Annotated in this window: 25 protein-coding genes and 1 tRNA gene; 15 read left to right on the top strand and 11 right to left on the bottom strand. The window is 59.8% G+C overall.

Features of this window, described 5'->3' with window-relative positions; translation table 11 throughout:
* Nucleotides 1-20: 20 nt before the first annotated feature.
* On the bottom strand, nt 21-1,400 hold the full coding sequence (gene glmU, locus WNY80_RS04595) for a bifunctional UDP-N-acetylglucosamine diphosphorylase/glucosamine-1-phosphate N-acetyltransferase GlmU (protein WP_342886143.1): 1,380 nt from the start codon (nt 1,398-1,400) through the stop codon (nt 21-23).
* Between the two features lie 107 nt (nt 1,401-1,507).
* Here glmU and WNY80_RS04590 point away from each other — a divergent pair, with 107 nt between their 5' ends.
* On the top strand, nt 1,508-2,437 hold the full coding sequence (locus WNY80_RS04590) for a DMT family transporter (protein WP_342886142.1): 930 nt from the start codon (nt 1,508-1,510) through the stop codon (nt 2,435-2,437).
* 33 nt (nt 2,438-2,470) lie between these two features.
* Here the strand turns inward: WNY80_RS04590 and WNY80_RS04585 are convergent, their stop codons facing one another.
* On the bottom strand, nt 2,471-3,220 hold the full coding sequence (locus WNY80_RS04585; RefSeq protein ID WP_342886141.1) for a cytochrome c biogenesis CcdA family protein: 750 nt from the start codon (nt 3,218-3,220) through the stop codon (nt 2,471-2,473).
* A gap of 320 nt (nt 3,221-3,540) precedes the next feature.
* Between WNY80_RS04585 and WNY80_RS04580 the strand changes: the two genes are divergently transcribed.
* A tRNA-Lys gene (locus WNY80_RS04580) sits at nt 3,541-3,616 on the top strand.
* A gap of 84 nt (nt 3,617-3,700) precedes the next feature.
* The gene (locus WNY80_RS04575; protein WP_342886140.1) at nt 3,701-4,348 is read left to right on the top strand and encodes a hypothetical protein; all 648 of its coding nucleotides are present in this window, start codon (nt 3,701-3,703) and stop codon (nt 4,346-4,348) included.
* 70 nt (nt 4,349-4,418) lie between these two features.
* Here WNY80_RS04575 and WNY80_RS04570 read toward each other — a convergent pair whose 3' ends face one another.
* From WNY80_RS04570 to WNY80_RS04540, 7 genes are all read right to left on the bottom strand, one after another.
* Nucleotides 4,419-5,702, bottom strand: a complete 1,284-nt coding sequence (locus tag WNY80_RS04570; protein WP_342886139.1) for a flavin-dependent oxidoreductase — start codon at nt 5,700-5,702, stop codon at nt 4,419-4,421.
* A 112-nt stretch (nt 5,703-5,814) separates the two neighbouring features.
* A complete protein-coding gene (locus tag WNY80_RS04565; RefSeq protein WP_342886138.1) occupies nt 5,815-6,963 on the bottom strand; it encodes an NADH:flavin oxidoreductase/NADH oxidase in 1,149 nt (382 codons plus the stop codon).
* A gap of 243 nt (nt 6,964-7,206) precedes the next feature.
* Entirely contained in the window at nt 7,207-8,001 is a 795-nt protein-coding gene (locus WNY80_RS04560; RefSeq protein ID WP_342886137.1) for a heme ABC transporter ATP-binding protein, read from the bottom strand.
* Between the two features lies 1 nt (nt 8,002).
* On the bottom strand, nt 8,003-9,094 hold the full coding sequence (locus tag WNY80_RS04555) for an iron ABC transporter permease (protein WP_342886136.1): 1,092 nt from the start codon (nt 9,092-9,094) through the stop codon (nt 8,003-8,005).
* Complete coding sequence (locus tag WNY80_RS04550; RefSeq protein ID WP_342886135.1) at nt 9,084-10,001, bottom strand: ABC transporter substrate-binding protein; 918 nt, start codon at nt 9,999-10,001, stop codon at nt 9,084-9,086. Before WNY80_RS04550 ends, WNY80_RS04555 begins: the two co-directional genes overlap by 11 nt.
* A complete protein-coding gene (locus WNY80_RS04545) occupies nt 9,998-11,071 on the bottom strand; it encodes a ChuX/HutX family heme-like substrate-binding protein (RefSeq protein WP_342886134.1) in 1,074 nt (357 codons plus the stop codon). The genes WNY80_RS04550 and WNY80_RS04545 overlap by 4 nt, the downstream gene beginning before the upstream one ends.
* A gap of 8 nt (nt 11,072-11,079) precedes the next feature.
* Nucleotides 11,080-11,271: a hemin uptake protein HemP gene (locus tag WNY80_RS04540; protein ID WP_342886133.1), complete on the bottom strand. Its 192-nt coding sequence runs from the start codon at nt 11,269-11,271 to the stop codon at nt 11,080-11,082.
* 224 nt (nt 11,272-11,495) lie between these two features.
* Here WNY80_RS04540 and WNY80_RS04535 point away from each other — a divergent pair, with 224 nt between their 5' ends.
* The 9 genes from WNY80_RS04535 to WNY80_RS04495 all read left to right on the top strand — a co-directional run bounded on the left by WNY80_RS04535 (nt 11,496) and on the right by WNY80_RS04495 (nt 17,745).
* A complete protein-coding gene (locus WNY80_RS04535) occupies nt 11,496-13,619 on the top strand; it encodes a TonB-dependent hemoglobin/transferrin/lactoferrin family receptor (RefSeq protein WP_342886132.1) in 2,124 nt (707 codons plus the stop codon).
* 18 nt (nt 13,620-13,637) lie between these two features.
* Nucleotides 13,638-14,093, top strand: a complete 456-nt coding sequence (locus WNY80_RS04530) for a hypothetical protein (RefSeq protein WP_342886131.1) — start codon at nt 13,638-13,640, stop codon at nt 14,091-14,093.
* The gene (locus WNY80_RS04525; RefSeq protein WP_342886130.1) at nt 14,090-14,731 is read left to right on the top strand and encodes a MotA/TolQ/ExbB proton channel family protein; all 642 of its coding nucleotides are present in this window, start codon (nt 14,090-14,092) and stop codon (nt 14,729-14,731) included. Before WNY80_RS04530 ends, WNY80_RS04525 begins: the two co-directional genes overlap by 4 nt.
* Before the next feature lie 31 nt (nt 14,732-14,762).
* Entirely contained in the window at nt 14,763-15,107 is a 345-nt protein-coding gene (locus tag WNY80_RS04520; protein ID WP_342886129.1) for a biopolymer transporter ExbD, read from the top strand.
* Nucleotides 15,108-15,115: 8 nt separating this feature from the next.
* Nucleotides 15,116-15,520 (top strand): biopolymer transporter ExbD, encoded by a 405-nt coding sequence (locus WNY80_RS04515; RefSeq protein WP_342886128.1) that lies wholly within the window; start codon nt 15,116-15,118, stop codon nt 15,518-15,520.
* Nucleotides 15,517-16,500, top strand: a complete 984-nt coding sequence (locus WNY80_RS04510; protein WP_342886127.1) for a TonB family protein — start codon at nt 15,517-15,519, stop codon at nt 16,498-16,500. The genes WNY80_RS04515 and WNY80_RS04510 overlap by 4 nt, the downstream gene beginning before the upstream one ends.
* 4 nt (nt 16,501-16,504) lie before the next feature.
* A complete protein-coding gene (locus WNY80_RS04505; protein ID WP_342886126.1) occupies nt 16,505-16,738 on the top strand; it encodes a hypothetical protein in 234 nt (77 codons plus the stop codon).
* Nucleotides 16,723-17,037, top strand: coding sequence for an antibiotic biosynthesis monooxygenase (locus tag WNY80_RS04500; RefSeq protein ID WP_342886125.1), 315 nt, complete (start codon nt 16,723-16,725; stop codon nt 17,035-17,037). The genes WNY80_RS04505 and WNY80_RS04500 overlap by 16 nt, the downstream gene beginning before the upstream one ends.
* Before the next feature lie 345 nt (nt 17,038-17,382).
* The gene (locus WNY80_RS04495) at nt 17,383-17,745 is read left to right on the top strand and encodes a hypothetical protein (protein WP_342886124.1); all 363 of its coding nucleotides are present in this window, start codon (nt 17,383-17,385) and stop codon (nt 17,743-17,745) included.
* An 18-nt stretch (nt 17,746-17,763) separates the two neighbouring features.
* Here the strand turns inward: WNY80_RS04495 and WNY80_RS04490 are convergent, their stop codons facing one another.
* Both WNY80_RS04490 and WNY80_RS04485 read right to left on the bottom strand, forming a co-directional pair.
* Entirely contained in the window at nt 17,764-18,558 is a 795-nt protein-coding gene (locus tag WNY80_RS04490) for a creatininase family protein (RefSeq protein ID WP_342886123.1), read from the bottom strand.
* An 11-nt stretch (nt 18,559-18,569) separates the two neighbouring features.
* Entirely contained in the window at nt 18,570-18,962 is a 393-nt protein-coding gene (locus WNY80_RS04485) for a RidA family protein (RefSeq protein ID WP_342886122.1), read from the bottom strand.
* Nucleotides 18,963-19,245: 283 nt separating this feature from the next.
* Between WNY80_RS04485 and WNY80_RS04480 the strand changes: the two genes are divergently transcribed.
* From WNY80_RS04480 to WNY80_RS04470, 3 genes are all read left to right on the top strand, one after another.
* On the top strand, nt 19,246-20,256 hold the full coding sequence (locus WNY80_RS04480) for an ABC transporter substrate-binding protein (RefSeq protein ID WP_342886121.1): 1,011 nt from the start codon (nt 19,246-19,248) through the stop codon (nt 20,254-20,256).
* 70 nt (nt 20,257-20,326) lie between these two features.
* A complete protein-coding gene (locus tag WNY80_RS04475) occupies nt 20,327-21,112 on the top strand; it encodes an ABC transporter ATP-binding protein (protein WP_342886120.1) in 786 nt (261 codons plus the stop codon).
* Nucleotides 21,099-21,953: an ABC transporter permease gene (locus WNY80_RS04470; protein WP_342886119.1), complete on the top strand. Its 855-nt coding sequence runs from the start codon at nt 21,099-21,101 to the stop codon at nt 21,951-21,953. The genes WNY80_RS04475 and WNY80_RS04470 overlap by 14 nt, the downstream gene beginning before the upstream one ends.
* The last annotated feature ends 12 nt before the right edge of the window (nt 21,954-21,965 follow it).

Genomic DNA, 21,965 nt, shown 5'->3' with positions numbered 1-21,965 from the left:
GTGACATCGCGTAACCGGACCTATGCATCCGGTCCGCTTTGCGCCTTTTTCTTCAGTGCCTTGATGGCCGCGATCTTCTCCCTGAGCCGATGCGCCCGGCCGGGTTTTGTCTCCTGCCTTGCCCTGGCAATGGCCAGCGCATCGGCGGGAACATCCATCGTCACGACGCTTCCCGAACCGACATAAGCACCGTCACCGATGCTGATCGGCGCGACAAGCGATGAATTCGAACCGATGAAGGCCCCGGCCCCGATTTCGGTCAAGTGCTTGTTCTGGCCGTCATAATTGCAGGTGATCGTGCCCGCTCCGATATTGGCCGCATCCCCGATGACGGCGTCGCCGATATAGCTGAGATGATTGACCTTGGCGCCGGCGCCGACCCTGGCCTTCTTGATCTCGCAGAAATTGCCGACCTTGACCTTTTCCCCCAGCTCGGTCCCGGGACGCAGCCGGGCAAAGGGGCCGATGGTGGCGTTTGCCCCGATATCCGCCCCTTCGAGATGGCTGAAAGCATGAATGACCGTACCGGGCCCCACCTTGACGCCGGGACCGAACCAGACATTGGGCTCGATGGTCACGTCGTTGCCCAACACCGTGTCATGCGACAGGAACACGCTGGAGGGATCGACCATGCTGACACCTGATAGCATCGCCGCATGCCGGGCGCGCCTCTGCCAGACCTGTTCGATCTCGGCAAGTTCCGCGCGGGTGTTACAGCCCATCATGTCCTCTTCGGGAGCCTCGATGGCGACGCATTTGAGGCCGCGCTGGCGGGCGATCTCGACAATATCGGTAAGGTAGTATTCGCCCTTGGCGTTGTCGTTGCCGATGGCTTCAAGCAGGCTGATGGCCTGGGCACCGGAAAAGGTGATGATGCCGCCATTGCAGAAATCAACCGCCAGTTCCTCGCTCGAGGCTTCCTTGTGCTCGCGGATCGCGACCAGTTCACCATCGCGGACCAGAAGCCGGCCGTAGCCGGTCGGGTCGGCGGCGCGGAATCCCAGAACAACCACGTCGGCGCCGCTTGTCCGCTCCGCAGTCGCCGCCGCAAGGCTATCCGGATTGATCAGCGGCGCATCGCCATAAAGCACGACAACGTCATCATATCCTTCGGCAATCACATCTCGCGCCATCAGCACGGCATGTCCGGTGCCCTTGCGCTCGGTCTGTTCGACAGAGGTGACCGGAACTTCCAGCCCGATCCGGGCCGCTTCGGAAACCCTGGCGGCATCCCGGCCCACCACCAGCGCAACCTTGTTGACGCCCGCAGCTGCCGCCGCGCGGGTCACATGCGCGATCAGCGGCAGGTTGCCAACGGTATGCAACACCTTGGATTTTGACGACTTCATGCGTGTCGCATCGCCAGCCGCAAGCACGACAGCCAGACAAGTTCGTGCCATTCGCTCACCTCATTATCGAATCGCTTGTTTACTCGTACCGGACGCTATAGCACCGGAACCTCGATCATTCTCCTTGAAGCAAACATTGTCCCGATATGGAAGCCCCCATGACTGCCGCCGCCTCACCTGCTGCGAAACCCACACTCGCGCGTTTCATTCCTCTGGTCGTTATGCTGCTGACACCATTGTTCTTTTCGTCGAACCTGATCTTTGGCCGGTCGACGATTCCCGAGGTGGCTCCCTTCACGCTGGCCTTCCTGCGCTGGACAGCCTCCGCGCTGGTGCTGTCGCCGTTCTTGTGGATGGCGCGGGATCGGGTCCGGACCTATGTAACCAACTATCCGGTTCACTGGCTGGTGCTTGGCTTCCTCGGTATGTGGATCTGCGGCGCGGGTGTCTACTATGCCCTGCAATTCACCACGGCCACCAATGGCACGCTGATTTACACCACGTCGCCGCTGATGATCATTATCCTTGAACGCCTGTTTTTCGGCCGGGCCACCAGCTGGCGCGAAGTCGCCGGCATTCTGGTCGGCTTCCTCGGCGTGGCAATCATCGTGCTGAAGGGGGATTTCACCAGTATCGCCGAATCGTCCTTCAACTGGGGTGACCTGATGTTCATCGCTGCGGCCCTGTCATGGGCCGGCTATTCGGTCCTGCTCAAGGGCAAGCGCACGGCCGGACTGCCGGTTTCCGCACTGTTTGCCGTTGTCACGCTTTCCGGATCGCTGTTGCTGGCGCCATTCGCGCTCTGGGAATTCCTCACCGGCGCCATGATGCCGCATACCTTGAGCGCCTGGGGCGGGATTGCCGGCATCGTCGTGTTCTCGTCACTGCTTGCATTTTCCGGCTACCAGTATGGCGTCGCCCGGCTTGGCGCATCGACGGCCAGCGTCTTCATGTATCTGTTGCCACCCTATGGCGTCGGCCTGGCTGTCCTGGTTCTGGGTGAACCGTTCGAGGCACACCATGCGCTCGGCATATGCACCGTGCTGACCGGGCTGGTGCTGGCAACGGCTCCAAAACGAAAGCGCTGATCCCGGTCTGCGTGCCCCGAAAGGCTGCCGGGTTCAGCCGATCATGCCCAGTGCCGGAAATGTCTCGAGCAGCCAGTAGGCCATGGTGGCCATGCCGCCGGTCAGAAACAGGATGCCGGTCAGCACCAGCAGCGCGCCGGTGACTTTCTCGATGGTGCCGAGATGCTTGCGGAATTTCTGCGAGAATCGCATGAAACGCTCTGAAAACAACGCCGCGATCCAGAACGGCACTGCCAGGCCGAGCGAATAGGCGGCGAGCAGGATCGCGCCGGCGCTCACCGTCTCCCGGCCTGCCGCAACCCCGAGCACGGCGCCAAGCACCGGTCCGATGCAGGGCGTCCAGCCAAAGGCAAATGCCAGCCCCATCAGATAGGCCCCGGACAGGGTGGCCGGCTTGCCGCCGCCGGCGAAGCGGGCTTCACGCGCTAGCAGTCCGATCCGGAACACGCCGAGAAAGTGCAGCCCCATCAGGATGATGACAATGCCGCCGAGCTTGGCCAGCAGGTCCATATGCTGCCGCAGGGCAGCGCCGATGCTTGAGGCCCCTGCCCCGAGCGCGACAAAGACGGTGGCAAAACCAAAGGTGAAAAACAGCGAGGCAACAAACACCGCACGCCGCGTGTCCCTTGCTCTCGTTTCAGCCCCGCTGCCGCGGAAATCCTCGACCGACACGCCCGCCATGTAACAAAGATAGGGCGGCACCAATGGCAGGACGCAGGGCGACAGGAACGACAATGCGCCCGCCAGGATAACAGTGAGGAGTGAAATATCGGCGATGATCACGAAATCAGGTTCCCCTTGCCGGGCCAAAGGTTGGACAGGAACCGGCCGGCCCGTCCGCAGGCCTCTATCTAACCGCCAGTCCCGGGCTTCGCCAGTCACGTTTTCGAGTGAAAGCCGTGATATTTTGACGCCCGGCGGCAGTCCGGGGCCGTCGCGAAGGACCAGCTCCGGTCCGCCTTGCCCGTAAGCCGAAGGCAGCCGTGAAAGCCCCCTGAAAAAACACTGTTGCGGCTTGGCATTTGCTGTTGACCATAGGCAGATGCGTCCCTATGTTCCGCGCCATTCGAGCCGGTTTCGCCAACGTGCGCAACGGGCTTTGGGAGAGCGTAGCTCAGTTGGTAGAGCAACTGACTTTTAATCAGTAGGTCCAGGGTTCGAACCCCTGCGCTCTCACCAAGAACGTCAATTTCCTTTATTGCATTGGCCGCATTCCGTCGATTGACTATTGCTATATCGTCGGGGTTACTCGGGGTTCTTGAAATGCACAAAGCAACTTTGGATAAGCGGAATCAGATGGCACGATTGCGAATAGCGCGCTACCAACTTGGAACGGCATTAAAGCTATTTATCGATGATGATGATCCAATATCGGTGCAAATTTTAACCAGTGCAGCCAGGGAAATCGCAGGTTACGCCGCTAGTTCCGCCGGAAAAATACCTTGGTCATACTACCAAAAAATAGCTAACCCCAATCTGGATGACCTCCAGATGAAGAAGTTGATGAATGAATTTGCAAATTCATTCAAACATCCGCTCGACTATAAAAAACAAGAAAGAAACTCGTGGGAGACATTTGTATCTTTCAATGATGATACAAATGCTCATCACCTATTCTTTGCATGGTTTGATTACCTTGTGGCCGCCGAAAGTGCACCTCCGGAGGCGCAGGTTTTCCAAATATGGTACCCATTGCGTATGGGAAACAAAAATCTGCTACCTAATCCATTCCAAGAGTTCGAGAATATAGACAAGCTTCCGCTGAGTGAAGCGAAGTGGATACTGCGTCGAGTATGCCAAAAAGCGCGACAAAACATCGAATTGATGAACGATCCGAAAACTGACAAAATTCCTCTGATAATGACCCGAAAGCATTTTGACGTAGAGACGTTTTCATTGTCCGGCAGTTGAATTAGATGTGAATTATGTTGTCGGTATTGCATCTCAACTCATGAGACGTTTTTACAATATCATCTATCGCTCATGCGTTTACCCGGGCACCCGCTGCAATCGTTGAAGGTGCCGCATTCAACGTATCCCGTGCAAACCCGGCAGCAGCCTTGTATTTTGCCATGAACTCGGCCCGTTCCGCCTGTGGGATGACCTCTTCGATGTCGTCGAACTCGCCGCCGCAGCGGTCATTGACCATGTTGAGCAGTCCGAACGGCCCTGCCCCGCGATTGCGCAGAATGAGTGCCGATACCGGTTCGCACAGTTCCGCATTGAAGGCGGCCAGCGCATCGGGGGCGACGCCATGCGCCAGGAATTTCGCGCCCAGAATGCGGGCATCGATGATCGCCTGGCTGGCCCCGTTCGACCCGGTCGGATACATCGCATGCGCAGCGTCGCCCATCAGCGCCACCGGCCCATCCACCCATGTCGGCACCGGGTCGCGGTCGATCATCGGGTTCTCGAAGGCGATGTCGGCGCCGCGGATCAGCGCCGGGACATCGAGCCAGTCATAGGTCCAGCTCTCGAAATGGTGGATGAAATCGTCGATTCCGACCGGCCGGAACCAGCCCATGGTCTCGTGCGCGGACGGATCGTCATAGGTCACTTCGGCAATCCAGTTGGTCAGCGCCAGCCCGGTTTCTGGGTCGGGCGCCGAAATCGGATAGATCACCATACGGTGCTTGTGCGTTCCCAGGCCGATGAAGGACGATCCGGTGCGCACCGGCTTGGCCAGCGACGTGCCGCGCCACATCACCGCGCCACCCCAGTGGATCGGCGGCTGGTTGGGGTGCATCTGCGCCCGGATCGCCGAATGAATTCCGTCAGCCCCGATCAGCAGCCTGCCGGTTTCACGGATCTCGCCGGATTGTGTTTCGAGCGTAACGGTGACGCCGCCGTCGGGGTTCACCGAATAGCCCGTCGCGCGGCAGCCAAGCCGAACGGCATCGAGCCCGGCACGGTCGACAAGGCGGCGGTACAGCGCCATGTGGAACTCGCCCCGGTGCACGGCATATTGCGGCCAGTCGTAACCCGCCTCAAGCCCGCGCGGCTCGGAATAGATGTCCTGCCCCCTCATCCCGACCAGCGCCCACTCCTTCACCGGCACTCCGAGCGCATTCAATTCATCGGCCGTGAAACCGAGATCAAACAGTTCGCGCACGGCGTTGGGCTGCAGGTTGATGCCAACGCCCAGCGGCTTGAGATCGTTGACGGCCTCGAACACCACGCAGTCCACGCCGATCTGGTGCAAGGTCAGCGCCAGCGCAAGACCGCCGATTCCGCCACCGGCGATGATTACCCTGTTGTCTGACATGGCTTGAAACTCCACCCGTTCTTTGTCCTGTTCGCGCGTGCGCCACCCAATACCATATCGGCCCGACCTGTCGACAGCAGGGATGCGGCCGCACCCGCGTTCTATGCCGCTGTCAGCTGGCAGGCTGGTAGAAGTCGGAGGTCTTCTGCCGGCCTGCGAGCCACCAGCCCGATTGCTGCGGCCAGGTTTCAAACAGCGTGTCGTGGCCGAGATCGCGCGCTGCATGCAACGCCCAGTTCGGGTCGACAAGCGCCTCGCGGCCAATGGCTATCAGGTCGGCGCGGCCTTGTGCCAGGATATCCTCGGCCTGTTGCGGGTGGGTAATCAGGCCCACGGCCATCGTTGTCATCCCGACATCCTTTCGCACCCGCTCGGCATAACCGACCTGGAAGCCTGGTTGCCGTTTCTGGTGACCGCTGGCCGTTGCAGCGCCGGCAATGCCGCTCGACGAGCAGTCCATCACGTCAACGCCAATGCGCTTGAGTTCGCCCGCCAGCACCACCGTGTCGTCGAGCGTCCAGCCCTCCGGCGCACCGTCAACGGCAGAGGTGCGGAAGAACAGCGGCAGTTCCTCTGGCCAAACGGCGCGCAGCCGTTCGGCAATCTCCAGCGCCAGCTTCATGCGTCCGGCGAGATTGCCGCCATAGGCGTCGGTGCGCTTGTTGGACAGCGGCGAGAGAAAACTGTGAACCAGATAACCATGCGCGCCGTGGATTTCGGCAATCTTGTAGCCTGCGGCAAGTGCGCGCCGCGCGGCTGCCTCGTAGTCGTCAATCAGCTCGCCGATTTCCGCTGCCGTCAGCGCATGCGGCACCGGCCAGCCCTCGGCCACCGGCAATTCGGACGGACCGACCGGAGTCCAGGGCATGTCGCCGCGTGCAAAATCCGCATCGTTCAGCGGGCCGTTGCCAAACCAGGGCCGCTGCATCCCGCCCTTGCGGCCGGCATGGCCGAGCTGGATGGCGGGGATTGCGCCGTTTCTGAGTGCAAACTGGGCGACGCGGGCATGACCGGGTATCTGGCTGTCCGTCCACAGGCCGGGGCATCCATGGGTGATCCGGCCGCGTTTCTGTACCGCGGTTGCTTCGGTAAAAACGATCCCGGCGCCACCGATGGCAAAACGGCCAAGATGGGTCAGGTGCCAGTCGTCCATGTGTCCGTCATGGGCCGAGTATTGGCACATGGGAGATATCACGACCCGGTTGCGGGTCGAAATTCCGCGCAAATTGAGCGGTTGAAACAGATGCGGTACAGCGGTCATCGTCGATCCTTGCATGATTTTCGCCGGACGCTATCGCTTGGTTCGGCAAGTGGCAATCGATTGTCGAGTAAAATCAACAGTGCAAAGCATCTGACGGAGTGAGCGAACGCCGCTGCCAGCATTTGAAATGATGCAGGCAGCCCGTACCGGGGCCACATGCATCTGGTCGACCCGATGCATGGGGGACATCGGGTCGTAACCGTGCGGTGGCAACGGTTGGCTGCGTTGATGACCGGTCGCTGATCAGCCCCGCTGTCCCGTCGAAATCAGGGGCAGCACGAAGAAGTCCATTCCTTCCGGCACGCTGCCAACCGCCATCGGACAGCCATAGACCGTTTCAAGGTTTGACGGCGTCAGAACCTCCTGCGGGGCACCGCTGGCATGCACCCTGCCCTGGTTCATCAACACCACATGATCGGCGAAATGCGCCGTCAGGTTGAGATCGTGCAGGATGGCGATGACGCCGCCACCGGCATTGGCATAGCGCAGCGCGATCTGCATGATCTGCAGCTGATGCTTGATGTCGAGACTGGATATCGGCTCATCGAGGAACAGGCATCGCGGCTTGCCGTCAAACACCGGTTCCCAGACCTGGGTGAGAACCCGCGCCAGTTGCACCCGCTGCTGCTCTCCGCCGGATAGTTCCTGGTAGAAACGGCCGCCGAACCCGTCCATATCGACCACAGCCAGTGCTTCCTCGACGCGGCCGCCGGCATCGACCATGGTCTGGATGCCCGTGGTCAGCCCCAGGCGCACAACCTCGTGCACGGTGAAGGGAAAGGAAAGACTGGCCGATTGCGGCAGTACCCCGCGCAGGCTGGCAAGGTCGAGCGGACGGGCGCTGGCAATGTCGATACCGTTGAGCCGCACCTCGCCTTCAAACCCGATCTCCCCGGTCAGGGCCCGCAACAGGGTGGTCTTTCCCGAACCGTTCGGGCCGATGATGACCGTGAACTGATCCTTGGCCGCCTGCATGTCGATGCCATGCAGGATCGGGGTCTTGCCCAGCCGGACATGAATGTTCTTTGCTTCCAGCATGTCAGATATCCATCAGCCCGCGCCTGCGCAGCAGGATCCAGAGAAAGAACGGCGCACCAATGGCCGCGGTCACGATGCCGATCGGCAGTTCGGCCGGCGCAACGATCTGCCGCGCGATGGCGTCGGCAAACAGCAGCATGACCGCCCCGAGCAGCGCGCAGGCCGGCAACAGGAACCTGTGGTCCGGCCCGATCAGCAACCGCAAAAGATGCGGCACGACGATGCCGACAAAACCAATGCCGCCTGACACCGCCACGCATGCCCCGGTCGCAGCGGCAACCATGACGATCGCCACGCGCTTGAACACCTGCACATTGATTCCGAGATGCTGCGCCGTCGCCTCGCCCAGCGTCATCGCGTTCAAGGCGCGCGCCATGAACGGTGAGAACACCAGGATGGGAATGATGATCGGGGCAACCGCGAAAACCTTGAGCCATGTTGCGCCCGCTATCGACCCCAGTCCCCAGAAGGTGAGATCCCGCAACTGTTCGTCATCGGCCCAGAAAACCAGCAGCCCGGTGAAAGCGCCTGCCATCGCCCCCAGGGCGATGCCGGCAAGCAGCATGGTCGCCACCGAGGTTCTGCCGTTCCGGGTCGAGATCCTGTAAAGCGCCATGGTAAAAACGAGACCGCCAACAAAGGCCGCGAACGGGACATGGTACATGCCCAGAAGGCTTGCGACAGGCGCCAGCGCCCCTGCCCCGAGCACGATAAAGGTCACCGCCCCGAGGCTGGCGCCGGCCGAGACACCGACGATCCCGGGATCGGCGAGCGGATTGCGGAACAGGCCCTGCATGGTCGCCCCCGAAACCGCCAGCGACGCGCCGATCAGCATGCCGAGCAAGGTCCGCGGCATGCGAATGTCGAGGATGACCACGCGTTCGACGGCGCTGATCAGATCATCCCGCCCCGTAATCAGCGCCCAGGCCACCGAAACCACCGACGTGTCGGTGGCCCCGGAGGCGATGCTGAACATCGCGGTCAGCGTCAGCACGATCACCAGCACCAGCAGCATCCTGCGGGCGAATATCGTCCGGTCGCCCGCCTGCATGCCGGGAGACCCGCTCATGTTGGCTTCAAGACTAATGCTCATGGCCGTAAAACGCTTCCGCCAGTTGGGTGATCGCTTCGCCCGTGCGCGGCCCGAAACCGAGCATCAGCAATCCGTCCATCCGGATGATCCTGCCGTTCTTCACCGCCGGCGTGGTGGATAGAGCCGGATGAGCCTCGATCAGCGCATTCATCGCCTCATGATCGGCGGAAACGCCGCGCCCGTTCATCATCAGGATGACATCGGGGGCGGCATTGATCACTGCTTCGTTGCTGATCTGCTTGTAGCCCTCGAACGCGGTGATGACGTTTTCGGCCCCTGCCAGCTCGATGATCTTGCTCGCCGCTGTATTGGTGCCCGAGGTGTTGATCTTGTCATCGTTCAGGGCCAGCACGAACATCACCCTGAGCTTGCCGTCCACACCTGCAAGATGCGCGCGGGCCTTTGCAATGTCGGCTGCTACCTTGCTCTTGAGGGCTTCGCCCTTGTCCTCAACGCCCAGTTCGCGGGCGATGATGGTGATGTTCTCGTCAATGCCTTCCAGCGTGAAATCATCGGGAATATCGACCCAGCGCACGCCGGTGCTCTTGAGAACCTCGACCGCTTCGCGCGGACCGTTGTTCTCGCGGGCAAGAATCAGATCCGGTTTGACCGAAAGCACGCCTTCAGGCGACAGCGCGCGGATATAGCCGACATCCGGCAATGCGGTGGCTTCAGGTGGATAGGTCGAGGTCGAATCCCGTCCCACCAGCCGGTCCTGTTCGCCCAGCGCGTAGATGATCTCGGTCACCGCGCCGCCGATCGCCAGAACCCGTTGCGCTTTACTCTCCTCAGCGAAAACGGTGCCGGATGTGAATGGCAAAGCCATCACCACGGCAGATGCCAAACCGGCAAGAATTGCGCTCCGGCGGCCAAGCCGCCTGCCCTGTCGGATCTGCAAGTCGCTCACTGCATCACCTCCGGGTGTTTTGAAGCCTGGGCGCGCGGAAGCGCGTGGATCACGTCATCCCAGCGCGACACGCTGTCTGAAACATCGCCGCCACGGCGGTCGCCATTGATCAGGAGAACCTGCTCATCACGCTCGTCGAAAATCTCGATCGAATAGATATCGCCGCTCTTGGTCGGCTTACGGACAACCCAGATCGCGGCGAATTTGTCCTTGCGCAGATGCAGGTGAAATCCGCTGTCGAGTACGTTCAGCCACGGCCCGACCTGCTTGATGTTGCGAACCGGTCCGGAGTGAATCTGCAGGATTCCGGGATTGCGGACAAATGCCATGATCGGCACCTCATCCTTTGAAAGCCGCTCGAACAGGATATCCGCGGAGTCCTCCGTCAGTCTTTCTGCATAATCCTCGCCGATCAGGCGAATGGCGTCGTGACGGGAGATCCCGGTCTTGCGCAGCATCGACTGAAACTGATGCGTGTCTTCCATGCCCGCCCATGTTTCCCGCAAACTGGAAATGGCCTCATGCGTCGGCGTTGTTGCAGGCTTTGCGGGTGGAGCCGCCCTGAAGGCGGGACCGGCGTCATCCTTGTACAGGTGCTCACGGATCAGGTTCCATTTCGCGATGTCTGTGGTTTCGCGGGCGAACACCTTGTGCACGGCATCGCCGCGCACATCGAAGAACTGGAAACTGCGCTGCACAGATCCGTCGTCCATCGGCTTGGCGACGTGATAGCCATGCCGCCAGTGTTTCGGAAAAATGCGCAGGTCGATGTCTTTTCCAAGCACCACGGATGCATGCTTGCCAGCGGAGAATTTCTCGTAAACCCCGGTTTTCTCGTGGACTGCGTTGATATTGCGCGACAGCGCCATGACTTCGCCGGCTGCATTGAGCATCGGGAAAAATACATCCAGATCAGGCTCGATCCGGTCGACATGTTCGCCAACGAAGGCGTCGAGGAACCGGGCTTCGGATATACCGAGCTGGGTAGCGAGATCGCGCTCGCGCATTTTCAGGTTGTTGCGTCGCGCCTCCCGGATGGCGGCGTTGTCGGGGTGTGGTGTCGTGTTCATTTGCCAGCTCACTTGTTGAGGATCAATTTGCCTTGCTTGGTGATTTTCAAGCGGTAGACGGCGCCATCGTGTTCGATGGCAATCTCCTTGCGCTCTCCGAACAGCGCCCGCGAATCGATGACCCGGTCGGTCCCGCGGTCGGCTTGCGAAAGCTGAAACCGGCGGTCTGGTGCGCTGTTTTCGGGGGTGTTTTTGTCCATGGTCAACATCCGTGTGTTGGCCTGGCTGGCTGCAAGCTGGCTTGGCGAAATTTGTTGCGTGTTTTTATCTTGACTAAAGCACTCCACTTTTAGTAATCGGTGTCTCGCATAAGCTGATCGGAATTGTCAAGTTTGATATTGATGTCAAATTGATCGAGCCGTCAGCAAGCGAGCGAGCGTACCGCCAGCCAGCTATTCAATCATTTGAATCAGGTAAGGGCGCTATGACTGCTATCAGAACAAACATAACTCGCACCGCGGTGACTTTGGCACTGTGCACCACCACCGCACTCACGGCAGTGCCGTTCGCCCATGCACAGGAGGAGGCCCCGCCGCAGAATGGCTTTACCCTGCTGCAACGGCTTGTCCTCGGTGCCGGTCGCGCCAAGGTCGCCACCGATACGCCGCAGGCGGTCACCGCTCTCGAGCAGACCGACATCGATGAAAAACAGGCCTCCACCGTCACCGATCTGCTCAAGGACATTCCCAACGTCAGCGTGATCGGCGGTTCCAATCGTGCCCTGGGCCAGTCCTTCAACATCCGCGGCATCGGCAAGGGCGAATCGGCTTCAGATGAAGGCCGTATCCTCGTCAATGTCGATGGTGTTCCCCAGTTCTTCGAACAGTACCGCATGGGCGGTTTCTTCAATGACCCGGAACTGTTCAAACGGGTTGAAGTGTTGCGCGGGCCTGCCTCGTCGACGCTTTATGGCTCGGGTGCGCTTGGCGGCGTCGTCAATTTCACCACCAAGGACGCGTCCGACTTTCTCGCCGAAGGCCAGACCGGCGCGCTCAAGCTCAAGGGTACCTATGATTCCAACCCGAACGGCTATCTCACCAGCGCCATTCTCGCGCTTCGCCTGAGCGATTACGCCGAAGTGCTGCTGACCGGCAATTACCGCAAGGCCGGCGCATTCAAGGACGGTGCGGGCGATTTGGTGGAAGGCTCCGAGTTCACCACGCCGAACGGACTTGCCAAGGGCACATTCTATCTGGATGAAGCAAAGGAGCGCAAAGTCCAGCTCAGCTACAGCCAGTTTACCAGTGATCAGGACAACCAGGCCTATTCACAGCTGCAGCCGACCGGCACGTTCGGAACGGTCGACCGTGTGGTCAACAACAGGCAGGCGCAGATTTCCTACGAGGATGCGGCGACCGACAATCCATGGCTCGATCTGAAGCTGACGCTATCCTACAACAACATCACCAACGAGCAGACAAATGCGTCGCTTGGTGGCAATTCCATCGGCCAGGATTCGACCTACGGCTACGAAAGCTACCAGTTCCTCGGACAGAACACCTTCGAGTGGACCGGTGACTCCTATGAGAACTATCTCACCGTCGGCGGCCAGGTCATCCGCCAGAACCGGACAACCGGCACGGCCACCCCACTCGGCCATCACCCCGAAGGCACAGATTTCCAGACCGGGATCTTCGTCCAGAACGAGTTTATCTGGAACGACAAGTTGACGCTGATACCCGGCGTCCGGTTCGATTATCAGCGGCTCAGTGGCAGCGATTCAGTTGGCACACTTGCGGGTGCCGCGGTTCCCGATGACAAGACCGATACGGCATTCTCTCCGAAAATCGCCGCTCTCTACAAGTTCACCGACAACTTCTCGGTCTTCGGCTCCTATGCCCACACCGAGCGGTTTCCCTCGATCGACGAGATCTATTCCAACGACTACGGCGCTGGCGTCACGCCCAATTACAGCCTCGACCTGAGGAAGGAAAAATCCAACAACTATGAAATCGGCTTTGTCGTTTCGACGTCCGACCTGATCCAGGCCGGCGACAATTTCGACTTCAAGACCACCGGTTTCTACAACAAGATCGACGATCTCATCGTCCGTCAGCGCAACATGTATCCGCAATACGTCAATATCGGCCGTGCGGAAATCTACGGCGTCGAATTTGAAGCAGGCTATGAGAGCAACAACTTCTTCGCCGACGCCGGTCTTGGCCTGACGGTCGGGACTGATCTCACCAACAAGACGGCGTTGACGGAGGTCGCACCGGCTGAGATCAACATCGGCGCCGGTTACCGCCTGCCCGATCGTGGGCTGAGCTTTGGCTGGGAAGGCCGCTTCGTGTTCGCCGAAACCCGCGTCCCCGTTCCCACCTCGGCAACAACGGACTTGGCGGCTGAGACGCTCAAACGCGCATCCTTCAACACCCATGATGTCTACATCAACTGGCGGCCGGACCAGGAAAGCCAGTTCAACGGATGGGAAGCATCGTTCCGGGTCGAGAACGTCTTCGACACCAAGTACCGGGATTTCCTCTCCAACGACAACGGCAAGGGCCGGACTTTCAAGGTCAGCCTCGCCAAGCAGTTCGGCTGGTAACAACCTGGGAGACTGAAAATGGCAATCGTAAGCCCTAAACTTGCAATTCTCTCGCTCGCTCTGGGGCTTGCGGTTGCTGCCACACCCGGGCGGGCCCAGGAGCAAGGCCGGATCGCGCAAGATCAGCCGGCGCTGTCGCTCGACCTCAACGCGCTGGAACAGGTCGGTCAGGCCTGCCGCCTTGTGTTCGTGGCGACCAACGCAACCGGTGCAGCAATCGACGAGATGTCGCTGGAAACCGTGTTGTTCAACACCGGCGGTACGGTCGATCGTTTTGCGCTGTTCGACTTCCAGTCCCTGCCCCGGGGCAAGACGCGGGTCCGCCAGTTTGACCTGCCCGATATCAGCTGCGCCGATATCGGCCGTGTTCTCGTCAACGGTGCTGCGTCCTGCAAAGGGCCGTCACTCAAGGGATCTGAATGCATGGATCTCCTTGGACTCAAGAGTTCCTCCAAGACGGAGATTGTCGGATGAGTTTTTTCGAAAACCCCCTCGCCCGGATTTATCAGCTCATCGAAATCGGCGGTCCGGTGGTGGTCCTGCTGCTCCTGCTGTCGGTAATTGCCGTTGCCATGACCTTGTTCAAGTTCTGGCAATTCGGATCGCTCAGGCTGGGCACAAGAAAGGGTGTCCACAGCATCGAGATGCTGGCGGTTCGCCTCAAGCGCCAGTCCGCCGAGCATAACCTTTCCCGTGCCGACATCGAGGATGTGGTGGCGGTCAACGCCAATGCGCAGATCAAGACGCTGCAGCGCGGGTTCAGGGTTCTCGACACCATCGCCCAGATCGCCCCGCTGATAGGCCTGTTCGGCACCGTGCTGGGAATGATCACCGCCTTCCAGGCACTGCAGCAATCCGGCAACAGCGTTGACCCATCGATTCTGGCCGGGGGAATCTGGGTGGCGCTTCTGACCACCGCCGTCGGACTGGCCGTCGCCATGCCGACCAGCATTGCGCTGACCTATTTCGAAAGCCGGGTCGAGCGCCATCAACTGGCCATCGAAATGGCCGTGACCCGCATCCTCAATCCGGTGGCGCATCAGTCTTTCGACGATCCGCGCGCGCCCGTTTCAATGGCAGGCAGTTGGCCTGTTCCCGCCGATGCGGCTTGAAGCTTCCGGATACAGAAGGCGGCAGATCTCGATGACGTCGCTCATCGACATCATCTTTTTGCTGTTGTTGTTCTTCATGCTCAGTTCAACCTTCTCCCGTTTTGCCGACGTCGAGCTCGGCGCTTCGGGCGGCGGCAACCCGGCACGCCAAGCAAGCGTACCGGCGTTCCTGAAACTGTCGGCAGACCGGTTGCTGCTCAACGGGTCGGAATTGACCAACCAGGCACTCCAGGCCGAAATCGAGCGGCTCAGGACCTCGGCCAATGTCAACGCAGTCATATTGTCTGTCGACGAGACCGCCAGCTCGCAGCAACTTGTCGATACCTTGCTGGTTCTCAGGCGCTCCACCGGCATCAGCTTGCAGATTGTGCGGTAGGATCACTGATGCGACTGGCACCAAGACCATCCGGGCGGGCAAAGCCCGAACCGACAATCGCCCTGATCAACATCGTCTTCCTGATGCTGATCTTTTTCATCGTGGCCGCCCAGATTGCCCCGCCGCTCGACGGCGATGTCAGGCTTGTCTCCACCGCGGAGCTCGAAAACCGGGAGCCGCCGGATGCACTGGTGATCATGCCGGACGGCTTGATGAAATACCGTGGCGCACTCGTCACCCCGGCCCACTATGTCACCATCAAGCAGGAATCCGCTCCGGATGATCTCAAGGCAATCAGGCTGGTTCCGGACCGCGAGCTACCCGCCGTCAAACTCATCGACATCGGCCGGCAATTGCGCAGCCTTGGTGCCGAGAAGATCATGCTCGTGACCGAACAGGGAGTGAGTCGTTGATCTCCCCGGCCTCCAGATTGCGCCTGACGGCTGTTGCGGCTTTGCTGGCTTCGTCCCTGCTGCACGTTGCCGCAATGGCAATCTCGCCCGAATTCGGCCAGGAGATACTGGTCGAGGGAGGAGACAACGAGCAGGAAGCGGTACTGGGCAGCGACTTTGCCGACCTGATCAAGGCCGGCGACAGGCTTGAGCCTGTGCAGACGCAAGAGACCGAGGCAACAACAACTCCAAAGCTCACCCGGCCGGTCGCAACGCCTGCGAAGGCGACGGCGCCCGTGATCTCTGCCCAAAGCGCGGTTTCTCCATCTTCTTTCAGGCTGGACCCCTCGCAGGACGAGAGCCTGATCTCTCCATCCGCCTCGGAGCGGGTGGAGAGTTCGACTCCTCAAGCACCCGCCAACCAGCAGGAACCGGAAACGCCGCGACCGATCAAGCCAACTTCGGTGGAAACCAGCACCGTCCCGGTCAAGCCAGCCGAAACCGTCGCGCCGGTGGAAAGGACCGAGCCTGTCGTGGCCAACGCTCCGGCAGATGTTCCCAAGCCCGTTGCAAAGCCGAAACGACAGAAAAAACCACGCCAGAAAGCCAGTGCCGGCAGCAAGACGTCCAGCTCGAAAGTCAACGCCAAGGCCGGGTCTCAGGACGGCAAGGCCAAGGCCAGGGCGTCGTCCAGCGGCAAGAGCAAGTCGAAACCGAGATCGGCCAATTCCGGCAATGCCGCGGCGGCCAATTATCCCGGCAAGGTATACGCCAAGATTGCCAGAACGAGACAGAGAAATGCCGGCGGCAGGGGCGTGACCCATGTCAGTTTCCACGTCACGGCCAGCGGCCAGGCCGTCCGTGTGGCCGTCTCCAAAAGTTCAGGCAGTACCCGCGTCGACAAGGCCGCACTCGCCCACATCAAAAGGGCAGCCCCCTTCCCCAAACCACCTGCGGGCGCCCGGACCCGTTTTGTCATACCAATCGAGTTTCGGAGGTAGTCGGATGCATCGTTTCCAGACCTTGTGCCGGTTGCAGCTGCACAAGCTCGTCAGCGAACAGCTGACCGGTGACCCGGCGCTCATCGAATGCCTCCACTTCGCGCATCTCGCTCGGGATGAGGACGGAGATAGCAACGCCGCCACCAGCAGCCCTTTCCCGGAAAGCGGCTTGTCACGACAAGCAAATTTCCCGGTTCGACAAATCACAAAGGAGAAGACAACATGTTTATCGCAATGAACCGTTTCATCATCAATGAAGGCCATGAGAAAGCTTTCGAGGATGTCTGGCGCAACCGGGATTCAAGCCTGAAAGAGGTACCCGGCTTCAAGACCTTTCACCTGCTCAAGGGCCCGAAGAACGAAGAGACCGGGCAAACCCTCTATGCCTCCCACACCGTCTGGCAGTCGCATGAAAGCTTCATCGACTGGACCCATTCAGAGAATTTCCGCAACGCCCACAAGAATGCCGGCAACAACAAGGGAATGTATGCCGGCCACCCGAATTTCGAGGGGTTCGAGGCCGTTCTCGACGCCTGATCCTGCAGAATCGGATTTGATATCCAGGACCGATGGCCGGGTGTGGTTCACGCCCGGCCATTCGGTTCAAGTGGAACAACCAGACCCGCTCGCGGCGGGGACGCTCTTCGCGTCCGTGCAGACTGTCGAAGCCCCGGAAAAGACCAGTCGGATGTAGCTTGCACGGCCACCGCAGATCATGCCCAGTTTATATCTGGCAACCCGTCAAAATGCGGACATTTCCCATGGTATTCGGGCGCAATCGTTAGATTACCCCTCACTATCAAGTAAACAAATAAACACTTAATTAGCTTCCGTTCGGCAAAACTCAGACTTAGCTAACTGCGGCTAAGTGAGGAATTGTCCATGAAGCCGAAAAATTACCTGATCACCCAATCCATTGGCGAGGCCAAGCCGGAACGGCGCGTTTATCCGCGGCGGGATGCGAACTGCCCGGTAATTGCCCGCATCCGTCAGCGCGGACGCGAGGACGAACTTTCAGTGCCGTGCTGGATGGTCAATCTGTGCGAGGACGGCTGTCTGCTGACCTCGGATTATTTCCCCCGCAAGGTCGAAGACGTCAGCCTGACCATTCCCGGCATCCCCACGAAAGTGCGCGGCAAGGCCAGGTCTCAGGGCAAATTCACCATCAACGTCAAGTTCTCGAAACTGCTCAAGGTCGAGGTCGTCGATATGGTCGGCCGCATCAAGACGATTCCCAAGAGCTGACATGGCCGGCAAGGCCGGTCAGACCAACCAATCATCAAGTTTGGCTGACCTGACATCCGACATCAGTTTGAGGAAGCCTTCGGCCTGGTGCCGGGCTGTCGCCTCGCCCTTTTGAGCTGTCGCGAGTGCTGCCTCGCCAACCGCACCCGAGGGGTTCACGTCGCTTGCAATCCAGGCGAACGCATGGGGTCCCGTATGCCGGAGCAGCTCGAACTCGTTTTCCGCACGCGTCACCGCCGAGACGAAATTTTCAGCCTTGTCGAAGGCTACGAGATCGGGACGGAAATGCAGCATCAGTGATGTTTCGACATCGCCGCCATGGATGCCGTAGGCGGTTTCCGTTTCGCTGTACATTGCTTCAGGCAAACCGAACCGCATCCAGGATGTCTTGACCGCCAACATCCTGGCCCGCACCCGCAACTCGCGTGCGACAATGCCCATCACCTCTTCATTGCCGCCATGGGAATTGACCAGAACCACCTTGCGGATCCCCGCGCGCGCGATCGAGTGTCCCAGTTCCACCCAGTGTTCGATCAGCGTGGTTGCAGGGATTGTCAGCGTGCCGGCCGCATGCTGGTGCTCGTTTGATTTGCCGATGCACTGGATCGGCAAAATCCTGATATCGAGGTCGTCCGGCGCCTGCCCGATCACTGTCTCGAGCATGCCCTGCATGATCGAGCTGTCGGTCGAAACCGGCAAATGCGGCCCGTGCTGCTCGACGGCCGCCACCGGCAGCACTGCAATCGTCGATTCCGGGTCAAGCCCTTCGAACTCGCGTGTCGTGAAATCGCCCCACCAGATTTTCCGCGTCATGATTTCTTCCTTCACTCTTCGTCAGGCGCAGCGGCAATGACTTCGATTTCCACCTTGAATTCCTCGCGGGCAAAGCCCGAAACGATCATCAGGGTCGAGGCCGGCGCCGGATCGCCAAACAAGCGGTCGCGCACTTTCATGTAGCCGGGCAAATGAGCCCGATCCGTGACGTAGGAATTGATCCGCACGATATCTGCCAGCGACATGTTCGCCGACTGCAGTATTGCGGCGACATTATTGAAGCACAGTTCGGTTTGCGCTTCTGCTGTTTCGGGAACGTGATCGTCAATATCTATCGACAATTGCCCCGAACAAAGCACCAGACGGTGTCCCGGCGGGACTTCCACACCATGGCTGTAACGGGCGAACGGCGCCCTTATGGACGATGGCGTATGGTGTTTCATGGCGGCTATCCCAGGCAGATCAGATCATCGCCTATTAAGCCCACAAAGTTTTCCCCGTCTATTCCAAACCGGGCGGGAATGGGTCACTCTGCGGAATGTCGGCATTTTCAGGCATGTTTTTGGGCAATCAGTTTACTCCGTAGGCAGTTTCCCAAGCAGTGTAATCAACGGGGGGCCGAAACCCGTGACAAGGCCGGTCTGGCCAGTGGTGGCATGACGCTTGCTTGGATCGATTGTCAGTAAAAATGCAGGGGTGATTCGACCCCCGGACCAAAACCAAGGGATGGTGTACATGACGCTTCTACTTCGTTCTTCAGCCGCACTGGCGGTTGTCCTGGCCATGGGTGCCCAGGCTTCAGCTGCAGAGAAGGTCACATTTGGCACGAACTGGCTGGCGCAGCCGGAACATGGCGGATTCTATCAATCAGTTGCCGATGGCACCTATGCCGCCTGCGGCCTTGACGTGACAATCGCCCAGGGCGGGCCCCAGGTGAACAACCGCGCATTGCTGCTGGCCGGCAAGATCGAGTTTCACATGGGCGGCAACATGCTCGAGGCTTTCTCTGCGGTCGAGCAGGAAATTCCGGTCAAGGTTGTCGCAGCCTCCTTCCAGAAGGAACCGCAGGTTATCATGACCCATCCCGGTCAGGGCCTCGATACCTGGGAAGAGCTCAAGAATGCCGAACAATTCATTTTGGGCGATGCCGGGTTCCAGAGCTATTTCCAATACATGATCACCGAATACGGTTTTGATGCCTCCAAGCGGGTCCCCTACACCTTCAACCCCGCACCTTTCATCGCCAACCCGAAATCGGCACAGCAGGGCTACATCACCTCCGAGCCGTTCGCAGTTGAACGTGAAGGCGGGTTCAAGCCGAACCTGTTCCTGGTTGCCGATTACGGTTTTGACACCTACTCGACCACCATCGAGACCATGCAGGCAACAATCGATGAAAAACCCGAAGTGGTAAAATGCTTCGTCGATGGCTCAATCAAGGGCTGGTACAACTACCTCTATGGCGACAATTCTGCCGCCAATGCCATGATCCAGGAAGACAATCCGGACATGACCGACGAGCAGATCGCCTTCTCGATCGACAAGCTCAAGGAATACGGCATCGTCGATTCCGGCGACACCGAGACCATGGGCATCGGCGCCATGACCGACGCGCGGATGGAGAGTTTCTACGCCAAGATGGTCAAGGCCGGCGTGGCCAAGGACGGCATCGACATCAAGGCCTCCTACACGCTCGACTACGTCAACAATGGCGTCGGGCTCGATCTGAAGAAGTAACACGACATCCCGCCCGGACGACAAGGCCCGGGCGGGTTTCTCATCCTTCAAGACGACCATCTGGGTACCCATGCCTGACCGGACACATCCCTTCCTGATCCTGCAATCCATTGGCAAGACCTTCGCATCCGGCGTCACGGCGCTCGACAAGGTCAACCTGACCGTCAACGATGGCGACTTCATGAGCCTTCTCGGCCCTTCCGGCTGCGGAAAGTCGACGGCCTTGCGGATCATTGCCGGACTGTCATCGCCCACTTCCGGCGTGGTCGACTGGCGCGGGGCGCCACTTGAGCAGAACGACATCGGATTTGTCTTCCAGGAACCGACGCTGATGCCCTGGGCCAGTGTCTACGACAATGTCTGGCTGCCGCTGCGGTTGCGTGGCGTCTCGCGCAAACAGGCCGAACCGCAGATCGCCGAAGTGCTCGAGCGGGTTCACCTGACAGGGTTTGAGAACGCCGTTCCCCGCGAATTGTCCGGCGGCATGAAGATGCGCGTATCCATTGCCCGGGGACTGGTGACCCGGCCGCGCATCCTGCTGATGGACGAGCCTTTCGCCGCACTCGACGAAATCACCCGGTTCAAGCTCAACAACGATTTGCTCGAACTCTGGCAGGAACGCCGTTTCACCGTGCTCTTCGTCACCCATTCGGTGTTCGAAAGCGTTTTCCTGTCAAACCGCATCACCGTCATGGCCGCCCATCCGGGCAGGGTGTTTGAGGAATTGACGATTGACGCCCCCTACCCGCGCGGCGCGGATTTCAGAACATCGGCGCATTATGCCGAGCTATGCCGCAATACCTCCGACACACTCTCACGCGCCATGGGCATGGAGGCTGCTGATGCCGTCCACTGAAAGACCTGCGCCCGTCGTGGTTGACGCTGAAGAAGCCCGCCGCGAGCGCAGCCGCAAGCTCGAACGCACCGGTCGCTGGCTGCTGCCGCTCCTGATCATGGCAGCGGCCATCATCCTGTGGGATCGCATCTGCGTCTGGAACGAAATCCCGAAATACATCCTGCCGCGCCCCGGCATGGTTCTCGACACCCTGATCGAAGACGCAGGCCTGCTGTTTTCTTCGCTGCTGGTCACCTTGCGGATCACCGTTCTGTCGCTGGCGCTGGCCGTTTTCGGCGGCGTCGGGCTATCGGTTTTGTTTACCCAGTCGCGCTGGGTCGAGATGAGCCTGTTTCCCTTCGCCATCGTGCTGCAGGTGACCCCGATCGTGGCGATCTTTCCGCTGATCAACATCTATGTCGATGACCAGACGACAAAGCTGCTGCTCTGTGCCTGGATCGTTGCCTTCTTCCCGATCCTGTCCAACACCACGCTCGGGCTCAATTCGGTCGACCGCAACCTGATCGACTATTTCAAGCTCAACGGTGCCACCCGGTGGCAAACCCTGTGGCACCTCCGCCTACCCGCAGCGATGCCCTATTTCCTCGGAGGGTTGAAGATCGCCGGCGGATTGGCATTGATCGGCGCCGTGGTGGCCGAATTCGTAGCCGGCACCGCAGGCCAGTCCTCCGGCCTCGCCTCGCGCATCATCGAGGCGGGATACCGGCTCAATGCGCCGCGGCTGTTCGCCGCCCTGATCCTGATCTCCCTGACCGGGATCGTCATATTTCTTGCCTTGTCCTGGATCTCCCACCTCGTGCTGCACCGCTGGCATGAGAGCGCGCTCAAACAGGAGCAGTGAGTGACACCGCAT

Source organism: Hoeflea sp. AS16 (genome assembly GCF_038900095.1).
Lineage (GTDB): Bacteria > Pseudomonadota > Alphaproteobacteria > Rhizobiales > Rhizobiaceae > Hoeflea.
The sequence above is the reverse complement of the archived record's forward strand: the minus strand, read 5'-3'. Positions and strand labels throughout refer to the sequence as shown.